19 protein-coding genes are annotated in these 23,276 nt (G+C 68.8%); 15 read left to right on the plus strand and 4 right to left on the minus strand.

All coding sequences use genetic code 11. From position 1 onward, the window contains the following. The first annotated feature begins 6 nt into the window (after positions 1–6). From CAG29_RS02515 to madM, 11 genes are all read left to right on the plus strand, one after another. Positions 7–5,904, plus strand: coding sequence for an Hpt domain-containing protein (locus CAG29_RS02515; RefSeq protein WP_085693821.1), 5,898 nt, complete (start codon positions 7–9; stop codon positions 5,902–5,904). After that, positions 5,897–6,367, plus strand: a complete 471-nt coding sequence (locus tag CAG29_RS02520; protein ID WP_085580817.1) for a chemotaxis protein CheW — start codon at positions 5,897–5,899, stop codon at positions 6,365–6,367. The genes CAG29_RS02515 and CAG29_RS02520 overlap by 8 nt, the downstream gene beginning before the upstream one ends. Positions 6,368–6,497: 130 nt before the next feature. Beyond that, positions 6,498–8,168 (plus strand): malonate decarboxylase subunit alpha, encoded by a 1,671-nt coding sequence (gene mdcA, locus CAG29_RS02525; RefSeq protein ID WP_085580815.1) that lies wholly within the window; start codon positions 6,498–6,500, stop codon positions 8,166–8,168. Continuing rightward, a complete protein-coding gene (locus tag CAG29_RS02530; RefSeq protein WP_085693822.1) occupies positions 8,168–9,040 on the plus strand; it encodes a triphosphoribosyl-dephospho-CoA synthase in 873 nt (290 codons plus the stop codon). The genes mdcA and CAG29_RS02530 overlap by 1 nt, the downstream gene beginning before the upstream one ends. Further along, positions 9,040–9,339, plus strand: coding sequence for a malonate decarboxylase subunit delta (locus tag CAG29_RS02535; RefSeq protein ID WP_085630038.1), 300 nt, complete (start codon positions 9,040–9,042; stop codon positions 9,337–9,339). Before CAG29_RS02530 ends, CAG29_RS02535 begins: the two co-directional genes overlap by 1 nt. Next, positions 9,332–10,183 (plus strand): biotin-independent malonate decarboxylase subunit beta, encoded by an 852-nt coding sequence (locus CAG29_RS02540; RefSeq protein WP_085693823.1) that lies wholly within the window; start codon positions 9,332–9,334, stop codon positions 10,181–10,183. The genes CAG29_RS02535 and CAG29_RS02540 overlap by 8 nt, the downstream gene beginning before the upstream one ends. Next, positions 10,180–10,965, plus strand: coding sequence for a biotin-independent malonate decarboxylase subunit gamma (gene mdcE / locus CAG29_RS02545; protein WP_085693824.1), 786 nt, complete (start codon positions 10,180–10,182; stop codon positions 10,963–10,965). The genes CAG29_RS02540 and mdcE overlap by 4 nt, the downstream gene beginning before the upstream one ends. Continuing rightward, positions 10,962–11,585, plus strand: coding sequence for a malonate decarboxylase holo-ACP synthase (locus CAG29_RS02550; RefSeq protein WP_371916607.1), 624 nt, complete (start codon positions 10,962–10,964; stop codon positions 11,583–11,585). Before mdcE ends, CAG29_RS02550 begins: the two co-directional genes overlap by 4 nt. Then, positions 11,582–12,502, plus strand: coding sequence for a malonate decarboxylase subunit epsilon (gene mdcH, locus CAG29_RS02555; protein ID WP_085693826.1), 921 nt, complete (start codon positions 11,582–11,584; stop codon positions 12,500–12,502). Before CAG29_RS02550 ends, mdcH begins: the two co-directional genes overlap by 4 nt. A 66-nt stretch (positions 12,503–12,568) precedes the next feature. Beyond that, positions 12,569–12,985 carry a malonate transporter subunit MadL gene (gene madL, locus CAG29_RS02560; RefSeq protein ID WP_085636973.1) on the plus strand — a complete coding sequence of 139 codons (417 nt, stop codon included), beginning with the start codon at positions 12,569–12,571 and terminating at the stop codon, positions 12,983–12,985. Position 12,986: 1 nt separating this feature from the next. Beyond that, positions 12,987–13,751, plus strand: a complete 765-nt coding sequence (gene madM, locus CAG29_RS02565; protein WP_085580799.1) for a malonate transporter subunit MadM — start codon at positions 12,987–12,989, stop codon at positions 13,749–13,751. 58 nt (positions 13,752–13,809) lie between these two features. On the opposite strand, the gene CAG29_RS02570 is transcribed toward madM, so the two are convergent. Further along, complete coding sequence (locus tag CAG29_RS02570; protein WP_085580797.1) at positions 13,810–14,724, minus strand: LysR substrate-binding domain-containing protein; 915 nt, start codon at positions 14,722–14,724, stop codon at positions 13,810–13,812. Between the two features lie 141 nt (positions 14,725–14,865). Between CAG29_RS02570 and CAG29_RS02575 the strand changes: the two genes are divergently transcribed. Beyond that, positions 14,866–15,483, plus strand: coding sequence for a hemolysin III family protein (locus CAG29_RS02575; RefSeq protein WP_085580795.1), 618 nt, complete (start codon positions 14,866–14,868; stop codon positions 15,481–15,483). 15 nt (positions 15,484–15,498) lie between these two features. Here the strand turns inward: CAG29_RS02575 and CAG29_RS02580 are convergent, their stop codons facing one another. Continuing rightward, entirely contained in the window at positions 15,499–16,416 is a 918-nt protein-coding gene (locus CAG29_RS02580; protein WP_085636967.1) for a LysR family transcriptional regulator, read from the minus strand. A 108-nt stretch (positions 16,417–16,524) separates the two neighbouring features. On the opposite strand from CAG29_RS02580, the gene CAG29_RS02585 reads away from it, so the two are divergent. Further along, positions 16,525–17,763: a D-amino acid dehydrogenase gene (locus CAG29_RS02585; RefSeq protein WP_085693827.1), complete on the plus strand. Its 1,239-nt coding sequence runs from the start codon at positions 16,525–16,527 to the stop codon at positions 17,761–17,763. A 29-nt stretch (positions 17,764–17,792) separates the two neighbouring features. Continuing rightward, a complete protein-coding gene (locus CAG29_RS02590) occupies positions 17,793–18,707 on the plus strand; it encodes a transporter substrate-binding domain-containing protein (RefSeq protein WP_085693828.1) in 915 nt (304 codons plus the stop codon). Between the two features lie 136 nt (positions 18,708–18,843). Here the strand turns inward: CAG29_RS02590 and CAG29_RS02595 are convergent, their stop codons facing one another. Further along, entirely contained in the window at positions 18,844–19,563 is a 720-nt protein-coding gene (locus CAG29_RS02595; RefSeq protein WP_085580787.1) for a 16S rRNA (uracil(1498)-N(3))-methyltransferase, read from the minus strand. Positions 19,564–19,697: 134 nt separating this feature from the next. Then, positions 19,698–21,104, minus strand: a complete 1,407-nt coding sequence (locus tag CAG29_RS02600; RefSeq protein ID WP_085580785.1) for an adenosylmethionine--8-amino-7-oxononanoate transaminase — start codon at positions 21,102–21,104, stop codon at positions 19,698–19,700. 221 nt (positions 21,105–21,325) lie between these two features. Between CAG29_RS02600 and CAG29_RS02605 the strand changes: the two genes are divergently transcribed. Then, positions 21,326–23,113 carry a flavin monoamine oxidase family protein gene (locus tag CAG29_RS02605; RefSeq protein ID WP_085580783.1) on the plus strand — a complete coding sequence of 596 codons (1,788 nt, stop codon included), beginning with the start codon at positions 21,326–21,328 and terminating at the stop codon, positions 23,111–23,113. Positions 23,114–23,276: the final 163 nt, after the last annotated feature.

The following is a 23,276-nucleotide window of genomic DNA, read 5'->3' on the forward strand; positions in this document are numbered from 1 at the left end:
GCGGTCATGGGCGACCGGCACGACTATGTGGCCCTGGAATGGGTCAAGGGCGAGATCGCCGAAACCCTGAGGCTGGCGCACCAGGCCATCGAAGCGGTGCTCGACGAACCGTCGTCCGTCCCCGGGCTGGACGAGTGCCTGGCCTGCATCCATCAGGTGCACGGCAGCCTGCAGATGATCGAGTTCTACGGCGCGGCGCTGCTGGCCGAAGAGATGGAGCAATTGGTCGAGGCCCTGCGCGAGGGCCGCGTCAGCCACCGCGAAGAAGCCCTGCACCTGCTGCTGCAAGCCATCGGCCAGTTGCCGGTCTACCTCGACCGCGTGCAAGGCGCCCGGCGCGACCTGCCGCTGGTGGTGCTGCCGTTGCTCAACGACCTGCGCAGCGCCCGTGGCGAAAGCCTGCTGTCGGAGACCAGCCTGTTCAGCCCGCATTTGCCCGACAGCCCGCCGCTGGACGCCGCGACCCTCAAAGGGCTTGAACCGCCGGACCTGCCCAACGTGCTGCGCAAGCTGCGCCAGACGCTGCAGATGGCCCTGGTCGGCCTGCTGCGCGAACAGGACGACCAGACGCACCTGGCTTACCTGGCCAAGGTCTTCCTGCGCCTTGAGGCGCTGAGCGGCGCCGCGCCGCTCAGCCCGTTGTGGCAGGTCGCCTCGGCGCTGGTCGAGGGCATGCGCGAAGGGCGGATCGCCAACAGCCCGGCCTTGCGCAGCCTGTTCAAGGACGCCGACAAGGAACTCAAGCGCCTGCTCGACCAAGGCATGCCGGCCCTGAACCGGCCGCCCCCGCCGGAGCTGCTCAAGAGCCTGCTGTTCTACATCGCCAAAGCCGAACATCCCACCGGGCAGATGCTGACCATGAAAGACCGCTACTCCCTGGACGACGCGCTGCCCGACAGCGCGATGGTCGACGAAGAGCGCGCGCGCCTGGCCGGCCCCGACCGCGATGCCATGCGCTCGGTGCTGGTGGCGCTGTGCGAAGAGCTGGTGCGGGTCAAGGAGCGCCTCGACCTGTTCGTGCGCAGCGACCGCCAGCACGTCTCGGACCTGGACAGCCTGCTGGCGCCGCTGCGGCAGATCGCCGACACCCTGGCGGTGCTCGGCTTCGGCCAGCCGCGCAAGGTGATCATCGACCAGTTGGCGGTGGTGCTCGGCCTGGCCCAGGGCCAGCGCGTACCGAACGACGCCACGCTGATGGACGTCGCCGGCGCCCTGCTGTACGTCGAGGCGACCCTGGCCGGCATGGTCGGCACGGTCGAGCCGCAGGATCCGGACGACAGCCGCCTGCCCACCACGGACCTGACGCAGATCCACCAGATCGTGATCAAGGAAGCGCGCATCTGCCTGCAGCAGGCCAAGGACATGATCGTCGACTACATCGAGGCCGACTGGGACCGCCAGCCGCTGCAGCCGCTGCCGGAGCTGTTGACCCAAGTGCGCGGCGCGCTGGCGATGATCCCGCTCAGCCGTGCGGCGAGCCTGGTCGAGGCCTGCAACGGGTTCATCCGCGAGCGTTTGCTGCTCGACCCGCACGAGCCCGGCTGGCAGCAGCTGGACAGCCTGGCCGATGCCATCGCCAGCCTCGAGTACTGCCTCGAACGCTTGGGCGACGACCCGCAGGCCGCCACCGAACCCTTGCTGGACGTGGCGCAGAAGAGCCTCGCCAAGCTCGGCTACTTCCCGGACGAACCCTATGTGCCGGTGCTGGCCGACGTGGTCAGCCCCGTTGACGCGCAGGCGATGCAGGATCGCCAGGCCCTGGACGATCCCGGGATCGTGCAGTCGCTGGCCGAGGTGCTGGCCAGCCCGGTGTCGGCGGTCAACCCGCCGGCGCAGACCACCCCCGAAAGCCTGTTGCCGCCGCCCGCCGATGAACCGCCGGTGGACGACGAGCTGCGCGAGGTGTTTCTCGAAGAGACCGACGAGGTGCTGGAGGTGCTGGGCGAGTGCCTGCCGCGCTGGTCGGCCGACCCCGGCGACCGCGCGGCCCTGAGCGAACTGCGCCGGGCCTTCCACACCCTCAAGGGCAGCGGCCGCATGGTGCGCGCGCTGATCCTCGGCGAACTGGCCTGGGCCGTGGAGAACCTGCTCAACCGCGTGCTGGAGCACAGCGTCGAGCCTGCTCCTGCGGTGGGCCAGGTGCTGACGGACTGCCTGCAACTGCTGCCGGAGCTGATCGCCGAATTCGCCGCCAACGCCCAGCGCCAGCGCAGCGATGTCGATCGGCTCGCCGCCCGGGCCCATGCCCTGGCCAGGGGCGATGCGCCGCCGGCCGCCCCAGGCATGAAGGACACCGCCGCGACGGATCCGCTGCTGCTGGAGATTTTCCGCAACGAGGCCGAAACCCATCTGGCCAGCCTCAACCGCTTCCTCGACCAGGCGGCCGAGCATGTGCCGCTGCCGGCCAGCGACGAATTGCAGCGCGCGCTGCACACCCTCAAGGGCAGCGCGTCGATGGCTGGCGTCTTGCCGATCGCCGAACTGGCGGCGCCGCTGGATCACCTGGCCCGGGAGTTCAAGGCCCACCAGCTGGCGCTGGATCTGGACGAAGTGGAACTGCTGCTGGAGGCCGAAGGGCTGCTGCGCATCGGCCTGCGTCAGTTGGGCAACGATCCGCTGGCGCCGATCGTCGGTGCGCAGTCGCTGATCAAGCGCACCGAGACCTTGCTGGCCGAACGGCTGGCGTCGATCCTCGACGGGCCGAGCGGCGGACTGCGGGTCAAGCGCGATCCACAGTTGATCAACGACTTTCTGGCCCAGGGCATGGACATCTTGCTCGACGCCGAAAACCTCCTGCAGCGTTGGCAGCGGCACCCCGGCGAACGCCAGGAACTGAGCGCGCTGCTGGATGAGCTGACCACCCTGGGCGAGGCCGCGCACCTGGCCGACCTGTTGCCGGTGGATGTGCTGTGCGAAGCCTTGCTCGACCTCTACGGTGCCGTGGAGGAAAGCAGCCTGGCGGTCAGCGAGGCGTTCTTCGAGCAGGCGCAGTTGGCCCACGAAGCGCTGATCAACATGCTCGACGAACTGGCCGCCGGCCAGGAAATCACCCCGCAGCCCCAGCGCATCCGCGCCTTGCACGAGTTGCTCGACCAGAGCCTGGATCCGGCGTCCATGGGCCTGATCCGCAGCGACGGCAGCCGCACCCTGAGCATCCGCGAACTGAGCAGCGCCACCGCCGAACTGAACAAGGCCGCCGCCGGCAACGGGCCGGACGACGAGATCGTCGAGATCTTCCTGGAAGAGGCGGTGGACCTGCTCGACAGCGCCGGGCAAGCCCTGCGCCGCTGGCTGGCGGATCCTGCCAACGGGGCGCCGCTGCCGTCGCTGCAACGGGACCTGCACACCCTCAAGGGCGGCGCGCGGATGGCCGAGGTCGATGCGGTCGGCGATCTGGCCCAGGAGCTGGAGACCGTCTACAAGGGGCTGGCGGAGCGCCGTCACCGCCACAGCGATGCCTTGGGGCAACTGCTGCGTCAGTGCCATGAGCGGCTGGCGCTGCAGCTCGGTCACCTGCACGAGCGGCAGCCGCCGGAACCGGCGCAGGCGCTGATCGAGGCGCTGCGCCGGTTCCGCCAAGGCGAGCCCGAGGCGCACCCGGTGCCGGCCGTCCACGAGGAGAGCGCCGGTCACGACCCGGAGTTGCTGGAGGTATTCCTCGACGAAGGTTCCGACATCATCGAGAGCTCCGGCGCGGCCCTGACCCGCTGGCAGGCCGACCCCGGCAACCGCCAGGAGGTCGAAACCCTGCTGCGCGACCTGCACACCCTCAAGGGCGGTGCGCGGATGGTGGAGATCGGCCCCATCGGCGACCTGGCCCATGAGCTGGAAAACCTCTACGAACGCCTGTCCGCCGGCACGCTGCAGCCGGGGGCCGAGCTGTTCGCGCTGGTGCAGCGCAGCCACGACCGTCTGGCCCAGATGCTCGACGCGGTGCGCGCCGGGCAGCCTTGTCCGCCGGCGGACCGGCTGATCAATGCGATCCGCGACTTCAGCCACCCGGCGGCGCCGCAGGCCGCGGCCCCGGTGCCGGCCGTGCCGGTGAAGGCCGAACCCGCCGCCGCGGCCGCCGACAGCGGCGCGGACATGGTCAAGGTGTCCGCCGAACTGCTCGACGATCTGGTCAACCTGGCCGGCGAAACCTCGATCGTGCGCGGGCGGATCGAGCAGCAGGTCAGCGACGCGCAGGTGGCGCTCAATGAGATGGAAACCACCATCGAACGGATGCGCGACCAATTGCGCCGCCTCGACACCGAGACCCAGGGGCGCATCCTCAGCCGTCAGCAGGTGGACAACGAGCGGCTGGGCTACGAAGAGTTCGACCCGCTGGAGATGGATCGCCATTCGCAACTGCAGCAGCTGTCCCGGGCGCTGTTCGAGTCCGCCTCGGACCTGCTGGACCTGAAGGAGACCCTCGACCGGCGCACCCGCGACGCGGAAAACCTGCTGCAGCAGCAAGGCCGGATCAACTCCGAACTGCAAGAAGGGCTGATGCGCACGCGCATGGTGCCGTTCGAACGGATGCTGCCGCGCCTCAAGCGCATCGTCCGTCAGGTGGCCGAGGAACTGAACAAGGATGTGGCCTTCACCGTCGGCAACGCCGAAGGCGAAATGGACCGCAACGTGCTGGAACGCATGGCGGCGCCGCTGGAACACATGCTGCGCAACGCCGTCGACCACGGCCTGGAGCCTGCCGACGTGCGGCTGGCGGCGGGCAAGCCGGCCCAGGGGCAGATCACCCTCGACCTGTCCCGGGAGGGCGGCGACATTGTCTTCGACATCCGCGACGACGGCGCCGGGGTGCCGCTGGACGCGGTGCGGCGCAAGGCGGTCAAGCGCGGCCTGCTGGCGCCGGACGCCGAGATCAGCGACCGCGACGTGCTGCAGTTCATCCTGCAGCCGGGGTTCTCCACCGCCGAGAAGATCACCCAGATCTCCGGGCGCGGCGTGGGCATGGACGTGGTGCACGAAGAGGTGCGCCAGTTGGGCGGCACCATGAGCATCGATTCGGTGCCGGGGCAGGGGGTGCACTTCCGCATCCGCCTGCCGTTCACGGTGTCGGTCAACCGGGCGCTGATGGTGCAGTGCGGCGACGATCAGTACGCGATTCCGCTGAACACCATCGACGGCATGGTGCGGGTGCCGCCGAACGAACTGGAAGGACACTTCCGGCACGACCCGCCGGTGTACGAGTACGCCGGCCAGCGCTACGAACTGTGCTACCTGGGCGAGCTGCTCAAGACCGTCCCCCGGCCCAAGCTGCTGGGCCAGAGCCTGCCGCTGCCGGTGCTGCTGGTGCAGTGCAACGAGCGGCATGTGGCGGTGCAGGTGGACGCCATGGCCGGCACCCGCGAGATCGTGGTCAAGAGCCTGGGCCCGCAGTTCGCGGCGGTGCAGGGGGTGTCCGGGGCGACCATCCTCGGCGACGGCCGGGTGGTGCTGATCCTCGACCTGCTGGCGCCGATCCGCGCGATGCAGGCCCGTCTGCCGCAACGGCCGGCGCAGCCGGACATCGACAGCGAACCGCAGCGGCCGGTGCTGGTGCTGGTGGTGGACGACTCGGTCACCGTGCGCAAGGTCACCAGCCGCCTGCTGGAGCGCCACGGCATGAACGTGCTCACCGCCAAGGACGGGGTCGATGCGATGCTGCTGCTCGAAGAGCACCTGCCCGACGTCATGCTGCTGGACATCGAAATGCCGCGCATGGACGGCTTCGAAGTGGCGACCCGGGTGCGCGGCGACGAGCGCCTGCAGCACCTGCCGATCATCATGATCACCTCGCGCACCGGGCAGAAGCACCGCGACCGCGCCATGGCCATCGGCGTCAACGAATACCTCGGCAAGCCGTACCAGGAATCGGTGCTGCTCGACAGCATCGCCCAATGGAGCAAGAGACATGCATGAGCGGCGTCATAACCCGCGCACCAGCCAGCTCACCGGCCTGCTGCTGCCGCTGGCCGACCGCAACCTGATCCTGCCGAACGTGGCGGTGGCCGAGCTGATCGACTACCAGGCCGGCGCCTTCGACCTCGACACGCCGCCGTGGTACCTGGGCCGGGTGACCTGGCGCGAGCGGCAGATCCCGCTGCTCAGCTTCGAGTCGGCCTGCGGCAACCGGATCGTCATCGGCGAGCGGGCGCGGATCGTGGTCCTCAACGCCTTGGGCGGCCTGCCGCAGCTGCGCTTCATGGCCCTGCTGGTGCAGGGGATCCCGCGCTCGTGCAAGCTCGACAGCCAGTTGAGCTATGTGGACGTGCCGTTGTGCGCGCTGGAGCAGGCGGCGGTGCAGGTGGGCGACCAGGTGGCGAAAGTGCCGGATCTGCTGGGGCTGGAGAAGCTTTTGGTGGAGGCCGGGCTCACCGATTGACCCGGACGCTCCCGGCACCCACGGCCTCAACCATTACGCTGACCGTAACGATTCGCCGCGCTGCTTGATTGATGCTCCCTCCGCCCGCTCCTAAGGTTGGCTCCACGACAGCGAACCCCGTGGAGTGAGCATGACAACAACAATAACCCCCGACCCGCGCTGGACGCGGCGGCGTGACGAGAAGCGGCGTCGCCTTGACCGGGTGCGCGGCCTGGCCGACGGTGCGGTGCTCCCGACCGACCGGATCGTCGCGGCGCTCGAAGCGCTGATCCTGCCCGGCGACCGAGTGGTCCTGGAGGGCAACAACCAGAAGCAGGCGGACTTCCTGTCCCGGGCCCTGGCCAAGGCCGACCCGTCGAAGCTGCACGACCTGCACATGATCATGCCCAGCGTCGGCCGCTCCGAGCACCTGGACCTGTTCGAGCGCGGCATCGCCCGCAAGCTGGACTTCTCTTTCGCCGGCACCCAGAGCCTGCGCATCAGCCAGTTGCTGGAAGACGGCCTGCTGGAGATCGGCGCGATCCACACCTACATCGAACTCTATGCGCGGCTGGTGGTGGACCTGACGCCCAACGTGGTGCTCTCGGCCGGCTTCATGGCCGACCGCGCCGGCAACATCTACACCGGCCCCAGCACCGAGGACACCCCGGCGCTGATCGAGCCGGCGGCGTTCAGCGACGGCATCGTCATCGTCCAGGTCAACCAATTGGTGGACGACGTCAGCGAATTGCCCCGCGTCGACATTCCCGCCTCGTGGGTGGATTTCGTGGTGGTGGCGGACAAGCCGTTCTACATCGAGCCGCTGTTCACCCGCGACCCCCGGCACATCAAGCCGGTGCACGTGCTGATGGCGATGATGGCGATCCGTGGCATCTACGAAAAACACAACGTGCAGTCGCTCAACCACGGCATCGGCTTCAACACCGCCGCCATCGAGCTGATCCTGCCGACCTACGGCGAGTCCCTGGGCCTGAAGGGCAAGATCTGCCGCAACTGGACGCTCAACCCGCACCCGACCCTGATCCCGGCCATCGAAAGCGGCTGGGTCGAGAGCGTGCATTGCTTCGGCACCGAGCTCGGGATGGAGCAGTACATCGCTGCCCGCCCGGACGTGTTCTTCACCGGCCGCGACGGCTCGCTGCGCTCCAACCGGATGTTCAGCCAACTGGCGGGGCAGTACGCGGTGGACCTGTTCATCGGCGCCACGTTGCAGGTCGACGGCGACGGCCATTCCTCCACCGTCACCCGCGGGCGCCTGGCCGGTTTCGGCGGTGCGCCGAACATGGGCCACGACCCCCGCGGCCGCCGTCACGGCACCCCGGCCTGGCTGGACATGCGCCACACCGATTCGGCGCAGCCGATGCTCGAACGGGGCAAGAAACTGGTGGTGCAGATGGTCGAGACGTTCCAGGAGGGCGGCAAGCCGACCTTCGTCGAGACCCTCGACGCCGTGGACGTGGCGAAGAAGAGCGGCATGCCGCTGGCGCCGGTCATGATCTACGGCGACGACGTCACCCACCTGCTCACCGAAGAAGGCATCGCCTACCTGTACAAGGCCCGTTCGCTGGACGAGCGCCGGGCGATGATCGCGGCGGTGGCCGGGGTCACCGCCATCGGCCTGCGCCATGACCCGAAAGACACCGAGCGCCTGCGTCGCGAAGGCCTCGTGGCCCTGCCCGAAGACCTCGGCATCCGCCGCACCGACGCCACCCGCGAACTGCTGGCGGCCAAAAGCGTGGCCGACCTGGTCGAGTGGTCCGGCGGCCTCTACAACCCGCCCGCCAAGTTCAGGAGCTGGTGATGCACGCACTCCATCCGCAAGCGAAACCCGTCAGCCTGGCCGAGCGCCTGGCGGACCTGGCGGTGGACGCGCTGATCGACGAGGCCGACCTGTCGCCGAAACCGGCCCTGGTCGACCGTCGCGGCAACGGCGCCCACACCGATCTGCACCTGGGGCTGATGCACGCCTCGGCGCTGGCGCTCTGGCCGGCCTTCAAGGAAATGGCCGAAGCCGCCACCGAGACCGGAACGATTGACCTGGCGTTGCGCGAAACCGTCGGCCGCATCGGCCGTGAAGGCGAACAGGCGATGCTGGCCACCACCGGCGGCGTCAACACTCACCGCGGCGCGATCTGGGCCTTGGGCCTGCTGGTGACGGCCGCGGCGCTGGCGCCTGAATCCAGCGGTGCCGGTGCGGTCGCCCTGCGCGCCGCGCGCCTGGCGCTGCTGGAGGACCGTCATGCGCCGCGTCCGTTGAGCCATGGCGCCCAGGTCGCCCTGCGCTACGGCGCCCGTGGCGCCCGCGAGGAAGCGCAACTGGGCTTCCCGGCGGTCACCGGGCGCGGCCTGCCGCAGCTCGAACGCAGCCGCGCCGCCGGCCACGGCGAGCAGAACGCCAGGCTCGACGCCTTGCTGGCGATCATGACCGGCCTGGCCGACACCTGCGTGCTGTACCGCGCCGGGGAACCCGGCCTGCACGCCATGCAGCGCGGGGCCCAGGCCGTGCTCGACGGCGGCGGCAGCGCCAGCCTGGCCGGCCGCCGGCATCTGCACGCGCTGGACCGGCAACTCATCGCATTGAATGCCTCGCCCGGCGGCGCCGCCGATCTGCTCGCCGCCACCTTGCTGCTCGACCGGATCGGTCACGGCGGCATCCTTCAGGGAGCGTATTGATGGAAACCCTATCGTTTGAATTCCCCGCCGGTCAGCCGCCGCGCGGACGTGCCTTGGTGGGCTGCGTCGGCTCCGGCGATCTGGAGGTGCTGATCGAACCGGGCCTGGCCGGCACGCTGTCGATCAGCGTGCAGACCTCGGTCAACGGCAGCGGGCAGCGCTGGCGGCATCTGTTCGCGCGGATGTTCGACGGCACGGTGCCGCCGGCCATGAATATCGAGATCCACGACTTCGGCGCCACCCCCGGTGTGGTGCGCCTGCGTCTGGAACAAGGCTTCGAGGAGATCGGCCATGACTGACAGCGCAACGTTGCTGAACAAGCACAGCTTCGTCGAGCTCGGTGCGCGGCAACGGGCCAAGGCCTTGCTCGACGCCGGCACCTTCCGCGAGCTGCTCGACCCGTTCCAGCGCGTCATGTCGCCGTGGCTGGAGCGCCAGGGCGTCGTCCCTCAGGCCGACGACGGCGTGGTGATCGCCAAAGGCAGCCTCGACGGCCTGCCGGTGGTCGTTGCCGCCATCGAAGGCGCGTTCCAGGGCGGCAGCCTCGGCGAGGTCGGCGGGGCGAAGATCGCCGGCGCGCTGGAACTGGCCGCCGAAGACAACCGCAACGGCGTCCCGACCCGCGCCGTCCTGCTGCTGGAGACCGGCGGCGTGCGCTTGCAGGAGGCCAACCTGGGGCTGGCGGCGATTGCCGACATCCATGCGGCGATTGTCGACCTGCAGCAGTACCGGCCGGTGGTCGGCGTGGTGGCCGGCAGCGTCGGCTGCTTCGGCGGCATGTCGATCGCCGCCGGCCTGTGCAGCTACCTGCTGGTGACCCAGGAAGCCCGGCTGGGCCTGAACGGGCCGCAGGTGATCGAGCAGGAAGCCGGCATCGCCGAGTACGACTCGCGGGACCGGCCGTTCATCTGGAGCCTGGCCGGCGGCGAGCAGCGTTTCGCCAGCGGGCTGGCGGACCGCTACGTGGCCGATGACGTGGCGCAGATTCGCGGGCAGGTCGCCGACCTGCTGCACCAGGGCCTGCCGGCGCACCCGCGCAGCCGGCGCGCCGAGTGGTTTTTGCAGCGCCTGGCGAGCCTGGACGCCGAGGCGCAGATCGAACCCTCGGTGGTTCGCGACCTGTATCAAGGAGAGCGTTCATGAGCGGAATATCCCTGCGGGGCCTGAACTGGTTCAACGCATTGAGCGGCGGTGCGCTGGCGCTCGAAGGCTTGCCGCCGTCGCTGCGGGTGGCGGACGTCGCGCTGGGCCGTCTGCTGGCGGTGGTGGCCGATCCGGACAACCGTTTTCCCCGCGCCCGTCAGGGCGAGGTCGGCCTGCTGGAGGGCTGGGGCCTGGCCAAGGCCGTGGACGACGCCGTTGTGGCCGACCGCGACGCATCTCACAAACGGGCCCTGATCGCCATCGTCGATGTGCCGAGCCAGGCCTACGGCCGTCACGAAGAGGCCCTCGGCATCCATCAGGCGTTGGCCGGGGCGGCGGACAGCTATGCCCGAGCACGCCTGGCCGGGCACCCGGTGATCGCGCTGCTGGTGGGCAAGGCCATGTCCGGGGCGTTTCTGGCCCACGGTTATCAGGCCAACCGCTTGATCGCCCTGCGGGATCCGGGGGTGATGGTGCACGCGATGGGCAAGGCTTCGGCGGCGCGGGTGACCTTGCGCAGCGTCGAGGAACTGGAGGCGCTGGCGTCCAGCGTGCCGCCCATGGCTTACGACATCGACAGCTACGCCAGCCTGGGCCTGCTGTGGGAAACCCTGTCGGTGGTGCAGACCGAACAGCCGACGGCGGAGGATCTGGCGCGGGTGAGCGAATGCCTGCGGCAGGCCATCGCCGATGTGTCGTCGGCGGACCTGGGCGGGCGCCTCGGCGCGGCCAACCGCGCCGCGTCGAGCCGGGTGCGCGAACTGCTGAGGGCGCAGTGGTGAGCCTGTCCTGGCCGCTGCCCCACGATCTGCTCTGGGGCATGACCCCGGCGCAGCTGCCGGCGCAGGCGCCGCTGTGGGCGGTCGAGTCGTTGCGCGCCGGCCATCCGGTGGTGGTGCGGCGCGCAGAGGGCGCCCCCGGCCAGGTCGCTGTCGGCCTGCGCGGGGCGGCGCGGGAGCAGCGTTGGGCAGCGTTCATGGCGGTCGGGACGGTTGTGCGGCGGGTCAGTCCGGAGGCGCTGTGCCACGTCGACAGCCCCCGTGACCTGCCGGCGATGCGGGCGCTCAGGCAGCTTCGCCCGCTGCTCGACGACGGCGGCTGGGCCTGGGGCGTCAGCGGCAGCGCCGGGTTCGAACTGGCGAGCGGGTTTGCCGCGATGCACGCCGGCAGCGACCTCGACCTGATCCTGCGCACGCCGCAGCGGTTGCCCCGTCAGCAGGCGCGCCAGTTGCTGGCGCTGCTTGAGCGTGCGGCCTGCCGGATCGATCTGCAGTTGCAGACGCCGTCCGGGGCGGTGGCCCTGCGTGAGTGGGCGGGCGCTTCGGCAAGGGTGCTGCTCAAAAGTGCGCAGCGGGCGTACCTGGTCAGCGATCCGTGGAACCCGCAGGAGCTGGCGGCGTGAGCAGCCTGCTGGTGTTCCCCGGCCAGGGCGCGCAGCAGCCGGGCATGCTCCGGCCGTTGCCCCGGCAAACGCTGGCGGAGGCCAGCGATGCGCTGGGCGAAGACGTCACGTTGCTGGATTCGCCGCAGGCCCTGCGCACGACACGGGCGGTTCAGCTCTGCCTGCTGATCGCCGGCGTGGCGGCGGCCCGGCAACTGCTGGAGGACGGCGCGCAGGTGGATTATGTCGCCGGCCTGTCCATCGGCGCCTACCCGGCGGCGGTGGTGGCGCAGGCGTTGAGCTTCGGCGATGCGTTGCGCCTGGTCAGCCTGCGCGGCGAACTGATGCAGCAGGCCTATCCGCAGGGCTTCGGCATGACCGCCATCACCGGCCTGCCTCCGGAGGCCGTGGAAGCGCTGGTCGCGCAGGTGCACAGCGGCGAATCCCCGGTCTACCTGGCCAACATCAACGCCGACAGCCAAGTGGTGATCGCCGGCTGCGATCCCGCGATGCACGCGGTGGCGGAGCTGGCGCGCCGCCGTGGGGCGGGCCTGGCGAAACGGCTGGCGGTGAGCGTGCCGTCGCACTGCCCGCTGCTGGAGGGGCCCGCGCAGGTGCTGGCCGACGCGTTCGCCGCCGTGCCGGTGCAGGCGCCGAAGATCGCTTACCTGAGCGGCAGCCGTGCGCGTCCGCTCACCAGGCCCGAAGCCCTGCGCGACGACCTGGCCTTCAACATGTGCCGTGTGGTGGACTGGCGCGGCACCGTGCAAGGCGCCTATGAGCGCGGCGTGCGGCTGCAGATCGAACTGCCGCCCGGCGCGGTGCTGACCGGGCTGGCGCGCCGGGTGTTCGAGCAAGGCACGGTGATCGCCTTCGACGGCGCCCGGCCCGACACCCTGCAGGCGCTGCTGCGTGAGGAGGAGGGCCGCCGACCCTAGACCACCCGACTTCAGGCTTCGAACAACAAAAACAACATCCGACGATGCAACTTGAGGACTGCGACAATGATTATTTACGGTGTGGCGCTGCTGGCGATCTGTACGCTGGCAGGGGTGATCATGGGTGACCTGCTCGGCGTGCTGCTGGGGGTCAAATCCAATGTCGGCGGGGTCGGGATCGCCATGATCCTGCTGATCTGCGCACGGCTGTGGATGCACGGGCGCGGCGGCATGACCAAGGACTGCGAGATGGGCGTCGGCTTCTGGGGCGCCATGTACATTCCGGTGGTGGTGGCGATGGCCGCGCAGCAGAACGTCGTCACCGCGCTGCACGGCGGCCCGGTGGCGGTGCTGGCGGCGATCGGTTCGGTGGTGGTCTGCGGCTGCACCATTGCCCTGATCAGCCGCACGAACAAGGGCGAGCCGTTGCCGGACGAGCCGGCGCAGCCGGCCCCGATGGCCGCCCCGGCGGGAGGTCGCTGACATGTGGGATCTCATCGAGAAAGGTCTGGAGCACAACGGTCTGGTCACCGCGTTCGCGTTCGTCGGCGTGATCATGTGGGTGTCGGTGATTCTCTCCAGGCGCCTGACGTTCGGGCGCATCCACGGTTCGGCCATCGCCATCGTCATTGGCTTGGTGCTGGCCTGGGTCGGCGGCACGCTGACCGGCGGGCAGAAAGGGCTGGCGGACCTGACCCTGTTCTCCGGCATCGGCCTGATGGGCGGGGCGATGCTGCGGGACTTCGCCATCGTCGCCACGGCGTTCGAGGTGCAGGCCACCGAGGCGAGGAAGGCCGGGCTGATCGGCGTGGTCGCGCTGCTGCTGGGCACGGTGCTGCCGTTCATCGTCGGTGCGTGCATGGCCTGGGCCTTCGGCTACCGCGACGCGGTCAGCATGACCACCATCGGCGCCGGGGCGGTGACCTACATCGTGGGGCCGGTGACCGGCGCGGCGATCGGCGCGACGTCCGACGTGATGGCGCTGTCGATCGCCACCGGGCTGATCAAGGCGATCCTGGTGATGGTCGGCACCCCGGTGGCGGCGCGCTGGATGGGCCTGGACAACCCGCGTTCGGCGATGGTGTTCGGCGGCCTGGCCGGCACCGTCAGCGGCGTGACCGCGGGACTGGCGGCGACGGACCGGCGGTTGGTGCCCTACGGCGCGCTGACGGCGACGTTCCACACAGGGCTGGGCTGCCTGCTGGGGCCTTCGGTGCTGTTCTTCATCGTGCGCGGGATCGTCGGCTGACGTCGGGTGCCGGGTTGCCTTCAATCGCCAGCAGGCCGGCGATCGGGGGCGCCCGGCCTCAGGCCTGGCGGTTGGCGTACATCCGGCACTCCGCCAGCAACGCCAGCAGGTTCGGGTCGCGTTCCTTGGCCTTGAGGAACACCACGCCGATGTGCTGCTGCAACCGGTACTTTTCCTGCAACGGGATCAGTTTCACCCGGTTTTCGTACACCGCCGCGATCCTCCCCGGCAGCAGCGCATAGCCCACCCCGGAACTGACCATGCTCAGCAGGGTGAAAATGTCGTTGACCTGCATCGCCACCTTCGGCTCGAACCCCGCCTGGCGGAACACCCGGATGCCGTCCTGGTGGGTGGCGAAGCCTTGGGTGAGGGTGATGAAGGTCTCGTCGCGCACGTCGGCCAGGTCGACCTCGCTGCGTTGGGCGAACCGCGAGTCGGCCGGGGTGGCCAGGAAAATGTCGTCGGAGAACAGCGGGATCTGTTCGCAGTCCGGGTCGCTGACGCTGTCGTCCAGCGACACCAGGATCGCATCGACCTCCATGTTCTTGAGCTTGTAGAGCAGGTCGATGTTCGAGCCCAGGATCAGGTCGATGTTGAGTTCGCTGCGGCGGATCTTCAGGCCCATGATCAGTTGCGGCACGGTCTTCACCGTCAGCGAGTAGAGGGAGCCCAGCTTGAAGCGTTCGGCGGAGAACCCGGCGGCCTCGCGGGTCAGGCGCACGCTCTCGACCACGTCCTGGATCAGCTTCTGCGCCCGCTCCTCCAGCACGTAGGCGCTTTCCAGCGGCGTCAGGTTGCGTCCCTCGTGCTTGAACAGCGGGCAACGCAGGGCGCTCTCCAGCGAGTGGATGGCGCGGTGCACGCTGACGTTGCTGGTCTGCAGCTCGGCGGCGGCCCGGGCGAGGTTGCCGGTGCGCATGAAGGCGAGGAACACCTCGAGTTTTTTCAGGGTCAATTCTTCGTCGATCAGCATGGCGCGGACTCTTCTTGATATCGGTCGATTGTGCCCAATTAACCGGACAGGCGCAGGCCCGCGTCGAACCGAAACATTGCGCTTTTACGCTCAAGGCCCGAGCCTTGCGCGCGGCGGTCATGAATCTGAGGTCAGCGACACATGTATCACGGGGAAAAACTCAACGCCTGGACGCACCTGGTCGGGGCGGTGGCGGCCTTCATCGGCGGGATCTGGCTGGTGGTGATCGCCAGCCTGGACGGCAGTCCGTGGAAGATCGTCAGCGTGGCAATCTACGCCTTCACCTTGCTGGTGCTGTACAGCGCCTCGACCGTGTACCACAGCGTGCGGGGGCGCAAGAAAGCGATCATGAAGAAGGTCGATCACTTTTCGATCTACCTGCTGATCGCCGGCAGCTACACGCCGTTCTGCCTGGTGACGCTGCGCGGGCCGTGGGGCTGGACGCTGTTCGGGATCGTCTGGGGGCTGGCGCTGATCGGCATCCTGCAGGAGATCAAACCGCGCTCGGAGGCGCGGATCCTGTCCATCGTGATCTACGCGGTGATGGGCTGGATCGTGCTGGTGGCGGTCAAGCCGCTGCTCGATGCGCTGGGGCCTGCGGGTTTCGCCTGGCTGGCCTCGGGCGGCGTGCTGTACACCGTGGGCATCATCTTTTTCGCCCTCGACCACCGGCTGCGGCATGCCCACGGGATCTGGCACCTGTTCGTGATCGCCGGGAGCCTGCTGCACTTCGTGGCGATCTGGTTTTACGTTTTGTAGGCGCCGGCCTGCCGATCAGTGTTGTGCGGCGCCCGGGCCACCGAGCTGTTCCCGGGCCCGGCGGCTGAAGATCTCCAGCAAGTCGCTCAGCGCATGGGGCGGCGGTTCGCTGGCGCGGATCACCGCGTACAGGGTGATCGGCAGCGGCGGGGCCAGCGGCCGCAGCGTCGTGGTCGCCGGGGCGGCGCCGAGGGCGGTGAACGGGTCGATCACTGCGACGCCGGCGCCGGACTCCACCATCGCCCGCGCCAGCGAGTAAGTCTGCACGGCGATGCGCACCCGAGGCGGCGGCTCCACCGCTTCGAGGTAACGGTCGAGCCGGGCGGCCAGCGGGTCGGCGCTGGACAGGCCGATCAGCGGCGCGTCCGCCAGCGCCGTCAGCGGCAGCGGCCGGCCGGCGTCCTCCGGCGGCCAGAACCCCTTCGGCGCCAGCGCCACCAGCACCCCCGACGCCAACGCCTGGGCTTTGAGCCCCGGATGGTCGGGCAGTTGCAGGGTCAGGGCCACGTCCACCTCGCGCATCAGCAGGTTCTGCGTCAGTTCGCGGCTGTGGGCGCTGGACAGCTCGCAGGCGATGTCCGGCCAGCGCACCGTCCATTCGTGGATGGCCGGCGGCAGCAGCGACAGCGCCAGGGCCGGGGTCGCGCCGATCCGCAGGCTGCGGCCGGGCGTGCGGCGCAGGCTCTGGGCCAGGCGCCGCACGCCTTGCAGGCTTTCGCTGACCTTGTCGACTTCGCGCTCCAGCTCCAGCGCTTCCGGGGTCGGCTGCAGCTTGCCGCGCACCCGCAGGAACAGGGCGAAGCCCAATTGCTGTTCGGCGTGCTGCAGCACTTTGGTCACCGCCGGCTGCGAGACATGCAGCAGCTGCGCGGCGGCGCTGACCGAGCCGGTCTGGCGGATGGCCTGGAAGACCTCGATGTGACGTAGGCGCATGGCAAGTCCATAACCTTTGCTTATGGGTCTGGCATCTTTATTCATTGTCCGGCGCCTGTCACCTGGCACTAACCTCGGCCTCGTCTTCACGAACGGTTAAGGACGGACATGGCTCAGCGTGTGTGCATCATCGGCGGCGGCGTGATCGGCCTGGCAACGGCCTATGCATTGGTGCGCGACGGCTTGCGGGTGACGGTGGTCGAGGCCCGCGACAGCTTCGGCGCCGAGACCAGTTTCGCCAACGGCGGACAGTTGTCCTACCGCTACGTCGCGCCGCTGGCCGACGCCGGCGTGCCGTGGCAGGCCCTCGGCTGGATGCTGCGCGGCGACTCGCCGCTCAAGCTGCGCCCGCGCCTGGATCCGCAGCAGTGGCGCTGGATGGCGGCGTTCCTGGCCGCCTGCCGCAGTTCGGTGAACCGTGAAAACGCCGCGCACCTGCTGCGCCTGGCGCTATTGAGCCAGCGCACACTGAAGGCCTGGCGCGAGGAGGACGGCCTCGCCGGGTTCCACTGGCGGCGCAACGGCAAACTGGTGACGTTCCGCGATGCCGGCCGTTTCGCCCAGGCCCGCCGGCACCTGGCCGACCCCCGGCAGCAGCAGGTGCTGAGCGCCGCCGAGTGCGCGCAGCTGGAACCGGCGCTGGCCGACGGGCCATTCGTGGGCGGGATCCATACGCCGGACGAGGAAGTCGGCGATTGCCACGGCTTTTGCCGGCACCTGGCGGCGCGGCTGGAGGCCTCCGGGTTGTGTGAGTTTCGCCTGGGCCGGACGGTGACCGGCCTGCGCCACCGCGACGCAGAGGTCACGGCCATCGAATTGGGCGACGAGGTGCTGGCGGTCGATCAACTGGTGATCGCCGCCGGCCACCGCAGCCCGCTGCTGGCGCTGCCGGGTCTGCGCCTGCCGCTGTACCCGCTCAAGGGCTACAGCCTGACCGTGCCGATCGGCGAGGGGCATCGGGCGCCGGACGTGAGCATCACCGACTACGACCGCAAGATCGTCTACGCCCGGATCGGCGAACAGCTGCGGGTGGCGGCGATGGTCGACATCGTAGGCTTCGTCCCGGCCGTGGATCCCGCGCGGTTGGCCCTGATCCGGCGCCAGGCCCGCGACACTTTCCCCGAGGCCGGTGATTACGGCGCCGCCGTGGAATGGGCCGGCATGCGTCCGGCCACCCCCACCGGCGTACCGCTGCTGGGCGCCACGGCCTACCGCAACCTGTGGCTGAACCTGGGCCACGGCGCGCTCGGGTTCACCCTGGCCTGCGCCAGCGGGCAACTGCTCAGCGAGCTGATCGGCCAGCGCCGGCCGTCCATCGACCTGCACGGCTTCAATCCCCACGCCTGAACCCCGAACACCCACAACGGAGAACAACAATGCAAAAAATCACGTTGCTCGGCTGCACCCTCGGTCTGTTGCTCGGCGCTCAAGCCCAAACCCAAGCCCACGCCGGCGAAGCACCGCTGAGCGGCACGCTGGCCAAGATCGCCGGCGCCAATAGCATCACCCTGGGCTACCGCGACGCCTCGGTGCCGTTCTCTTACATAGGGGACAACACCGGCCAGCCGATGGGCTACTCGGTGGAGCTGGCGGGCAAGATCGTCGAACGCATCCGCCAGCAACTGGCGTTGCCGGAGCTGAAGGTGAAATACAACCTGGTGACCTCGCAGACCCGCATTCCGCTGGTGCAGAACGGCACCGTCGACCTGGAGTGCGGCTCCACCGGGGTGACGGCCGAGCGCCAGAAGCAAGTGGCGTTCTCCTACGGCTTCATCTACGTCAAAGGACAGCTGCTGACGGCCAAGGACAGCGGCATCCAGCGCTTCGACGACCTGCGCGGCAAGAACGTGGTGACCACCGCCGGCACCACCAACGAGCGCTACCTCAAGAGCTACAACCTCGACCACAAGCTCGACATGTTCGTGATCAGCGCCAAGGACCACGGCGAAGCGTTCCAGATGCTGCAGTCGGGGCGGGCGGCGGCGTTCTACATGGACGACGCGCTGCTCTACGGCGAACGGGCCAAGGCCCGGGATCCGCACAATTGGGTGGTGGTGGGGGAGGAGCAGTCGCGGGAGATCTACAGCTGCATGGTGCGCAAGGATGACCCGCCGTTCCTGGCGCTGGTCAACGGGGCGTTGGGGGATTTGTACGCGTCGGGCGAGATCAACGGGATCTACCGCAAATGGTTCGAACAGCCGATCCCGCCGAAGGGCCTGAACCTGGAGTTTCCGATGACTGTCGAGCTGAAGGCGATCATCGCCAGGCCGGTGAGCGATCCGGTGCAGTGACCGGCTTCAGGCCCGTGTGCCGCCCATCGCGGGCAAGCCCGCTCCCACAGGTATTTGTGGCGTATGCAATGCTTGTGAGCGACAGGGAACACTGTGGGAGCGGGCTTGTTCCGGGCGGCGATCCGACGATGGCGCTCTAGAAGTCACCCCAAAGTTGCTGGGCCACCGCCAGCGCCACCACCGGCGCGGTCTCGGTGCGCAGCACCCGCGGGCCGAGACGGGCGGCATGGAAACCGCCGGCCTTGGCCTGCTCGACCTCGGCCTCGGACAACCCGCCCTCCGGCCCGATCAGGAACGCCAGGCTCGCTGGTTTGGCGTGGCTCACCAGCGGCTCCGCCACCGGGTGCAGCACCAGTTTCAGGTCGGCCTCGGTCTGCTTCAGCCAGTCGGCCAGCAGCACCGGCGGATGGATCACCGGCACCCGCGAGCGGCCGCACTGCTCGCAGGCGCTGACCGCCACCTGGCGCCAGTGCAGCAGGCGCTTGTCGGCGCGTTCGTCCTTGAGCCGCACTTCGCAGCGCTCGCTGAAGATCGGGGTGATCTCGTTCACGCCCAGTTCGGTGGCCTTCTGGATTGCCCAGTCCATCCGCTCGCCGCGCGAAAGGCCCTGACCGAGGTGGATGCTCAGCGGCGATTCCGGCTGGCCGGCGAACTGCTCGTCGATGCGCACCGTCACGCGCTTCTTGCCGACCTCCGCCAGCGCGCCGAGGAACTCCTGGCCGGAACCGTCGAACAGCTGCACCGCATCGCCCTCGGTCATGCGCAGCACGCGGCTGATGTAATGCGCCTGGGCTTCGGGCAGTTCGTGCTCGCCGAGGCTCAGGGGGGCGTCGATGAAGAAGCGGGACAGTCTCATGCGGGGTCTCTGTAAAAGGTGTGGGGCGTACGCAGCGGCTGTTCTGTGGGAGCGAGCCTGCTCGCGATGGCGACGACGGGGTTCGTCAGACGAACCGAGGTGCATTCATCGCGAGCAGGGGGACTCTGCGGCAATCAGCCCGGATCGCGGAAGCCGGGGTGGAAGTCCTTCGGCACCGCCACGCTGACGCTGTCGCGGGTGGCGATGTCGATCCCTTCGCCGGCGACTTCGGCGAGGAAGTCGATCTGCTCCGGCGTGATCACATACGGCGGCAGGAAATACACCACGCTGCCCAGCGGACGCAGCAGCGCGCCGCGCTCCAGCGCATGCTGGAACACTTTGAGGCCGCGGCGCTCCTGCCAGGGATACGCCTCTTTCGAGGCCTTGTCCTTGACCATCTCGACCGCCAGCACCATGCCGGTCTGGCGCACTTCGGCGACGTGCGGGTGATCGGCCAGGTGCGCGGTGGCCGACGCCATGCGCCGGGCCAGCGCCTGGTTGTTCTCGATCACGTTGTCCTGCTCGAAGATGTCCAGGGTCGCCAGCGCCGCCGCACAGGCCAGCGGGTTGCCGGTGTAGCTGTGGGAGTGGAGGAAGGCGCGCAGGGTCGGGTAGTCGTCGTAGAAGGCGCTGTAGACCTCATCGGTGGTCACGCACGCCGCCAGCGGCAGGTAGCCGCCGGTCAGGGCCTTGGACAGGCAGAGGAAGTCCGGGCGGATGCCGGCCTGCTCGCAGGCGAACATCGTGCCGGTGCGGCCGAAGCCGACGGCGATCTCGTCGTGGATCAGGTGCACGCCGTAGCGGTCGCAGGCCTCGCGCAGCAGCTTGAGGTACACCGGGTGGTACATGCGCATGCCGCCGGCGCCCTGGATCAGCGGCTCGACGATCACCGCCGCGACGCTGGCATGGTGCTCGGCCAGGGTCTGCTCCATCGCGGCGAACATGTTGCGCGAGTGCTCCTCCCAGCTCATGCCTTCGGGGCGCAGGTAGCAATCGGGGCTGGGCACCTTGAGGGTGTCCAGCAGCAGCGCCTTGTAGGTCTCGGTGAACAGCGGCACGTCGCCGACCGACATCGCCGCCACGGTTTCGCCGTGGTAGCTGTTGGTCAGGGTGACGAAGCGTTTCTTGTCAGGCTGGCCGCGGTTGAGCCAGTAGTGGAAGCTCATCTTCAGCGCGACTTCGATGCAGGACGAACCGTTGTCGGCGTAGAACACCCGGTCCAGCCCTGGCGGCGTCATCTTCACCAGGCGTTCGGACAGCTCGATCACCGGCTGGTGGCTGAAGCCGGCCAGGATCACGTGCTCCAACTGGTCGACCTGATCCTTGATCCGCTGGTTGATGCGCGGGTTGGCATGGCCGAACACGTTGACCCACCAGGAACTGACGGCATCGAGGTAGCGTTTGCCGTCGAAGTCTTCCAGCCAGACGCCTTCGCCGCGCCGGATCGGGATCAGCGGCAGCTGTTCGTGGTCTTTCATCTGGGTGCAGGGGTGCCACAGGACCTTGAGGTCACGCTGCATCCACTGGTCGTTCAGGCCCATTTCCGGTCTCCTCGGGACGGCTCGCGCCTGGCGCGGGCAAACAATCGCGCAAGCCTATGCAATGCGTCGCGCCGGGACAACCCATTGTGTCGATTGAGCTACTTTACTTGGGGCGATAGACGTCGCTGGCGGCGTTTTGATGGCTGACGTATTCTTCGCGGTTCTCTGGGTCGCCTGACCCGAAAAACCGTTTTTTCCCGTGTATTTCCGGAGTTCGCTGAATGTCTGTCGGTTGGCTGCGCGCCTGTGCGCTGGTGGTGTTGGGGCTGTTCAGCGTTTCGGCGCTGGCCAAGGATAAAACCGCGATCGTGATCGGCGGCGGCCTGTCGGGCCTGACCGCCGCCTACGAGCTGCAGAACAAGGGCTGGCAGGTCACCCTGCTGGAAGCCAAGCCGAGCATCGGCGGCCGTTCCGGCATGGCCACCAGCGAGTGGATCGGCAACGACAAGACCCAGCCGGTGCTGAACAAGTACGTGTCGACCTTCAAGCTGAGCACCACGCCGGCCCCTGAGTTCGTGCGCACGCCGGGCTACCTGATCGACGGCGAGTACTTCTCCGCCGCCGACCTCGCCGCCAAGCAGCCGGCCACGGGCGATGCGCTCAAGCGCTACGAGAAGACCCTGGACGACCTGGCGCGCTCGATCGACGATCCGCAGAACCCGGCGTCCACCAACACTCTGCATGCCTTGGACCAGATCAACGTGTCCAGCTGGCTCGACAAGCAGAACCTGCCGGCCACCGCCCGCCAGCTGATCAACCAGCAGATCCGCAGCCGCTACGACGAGCCGTCGCGCCTGTCGCTGCTGTACTTCGCCCAGCAGAGCCGGGTGTACCGCGGCGTGTCCGACCGTGACCTGCGCGCCTCGCGCCTGGTCGGCGGCAGCCCGGTGCTGGCCCAGGCCTTCGTCAAGCAACTGAAGACCATCAAGACCAACTCGCCGGTGTCGGCCATCACCCAGGACAAGGACGGCGTGACCGTCAAGGTCGGCGCGGTCGGCTACCAGGCCGACTACGTGGTGCTGGCGGTGCCGCTGCGCGCCCTGAGCAAGATCCAGCTGACCCCGGCGCTGGACGCCCAGCACCAGGCGGCGATCAAGGGCACCAACTACGGCTGGCGCGACCAGATCATGCTCAAGTTCAAGACGCCGGTGTGGGAAAGCAAGGCGCGGATGTCCGGCGAGATCTACAGCAACACCGGCCTGGGCATGCTCTGGGTCGAGCCTGCGCTCAAGGGCGGGGCGAACGTGGTGATCAACCTGTCCGGCGACAACGCGCGGGTGATGCAGGCGTTCGGCGACAAGCAGATGGTCGATCAGGTGCTGATCCGTCTGCATGCGTTCTATCCGCAGGCCCGCGGTTCGTTCACCGGCTATGAGATCCGCCGCTACAGCACCGACCCGTCCACCGGCGGTTCGTACCTGGCCTTCGGCCCGGGCCAGATCAGCAAGTTCTGGCGCCTGTGGGAACAGCCGCTGCAGCGGGTGACGTTCGCCGGCGAGCACACCGACACCCTGTATCCGGGCACCCTGGAAGGTGCGCTGCGCACCGGCCAGCGCGCCGCCGGCCAGGTCGAAGACCTCGCGGCGGGCAAATCCTTCGCGCCGGTCAAGGTCGGCCCGACAGCCGCGGCCGCTGCGGTGGCGGCCGGTGCGGCGGGTGGCGCCGTGGCGGCGAAGAAGGGCAACTTCTTCACCAACCTGTTCGGCGGTTCGGACGACGACAAGAAGCCTGAGCCGGTGAAGGCCCCGGAGCCTGCGCCAGCCCCGGCTCCAGCTCCGGCGCCTGCGCCGACCCCGGCACCCGCGCCTGCTCCGGCGGAAGCGCCGAAGCCTGCGGCCCCTGTGAAGGCCGAACCGGCGAAGAAGGCCGCCAGCAAGCCGGCGGCGAAGAAACCGGCGGCCAAGACCGAGGCGAAAAAGCCTGCGGCCAAGGCACCGGCGAAAAAGGCCGAGCCGGCCAAGAAGCCTGTGGCCAAACCGGCGGCAAGCACCGAGGCCAAGACGCAGTAAGGCTTTGGCTTGAATGAAGAAGCGCGGCTCATGGGCCGCGCTTTTTTTTGCCTGTCAGAGCGTCATCGCGAGCAGGCTCGCTCCCACATTCGAACGGATCTGTTCAGTTGAACAGCAATCCCTGTGGGAGCCAGCCTGCTGGCGATCGGGCCCGTACCGGCCA

The organism is Pseudomonas sp. B7(2017) (assembly GCF_002112745.1).
GTDB lineage: Bacteria > Pseudomonadota > Gammaproteobacteria > Pseudomonadales > Pseudomonadaceae > Aquipseudomonas > Aquipseudomonas ekonensis.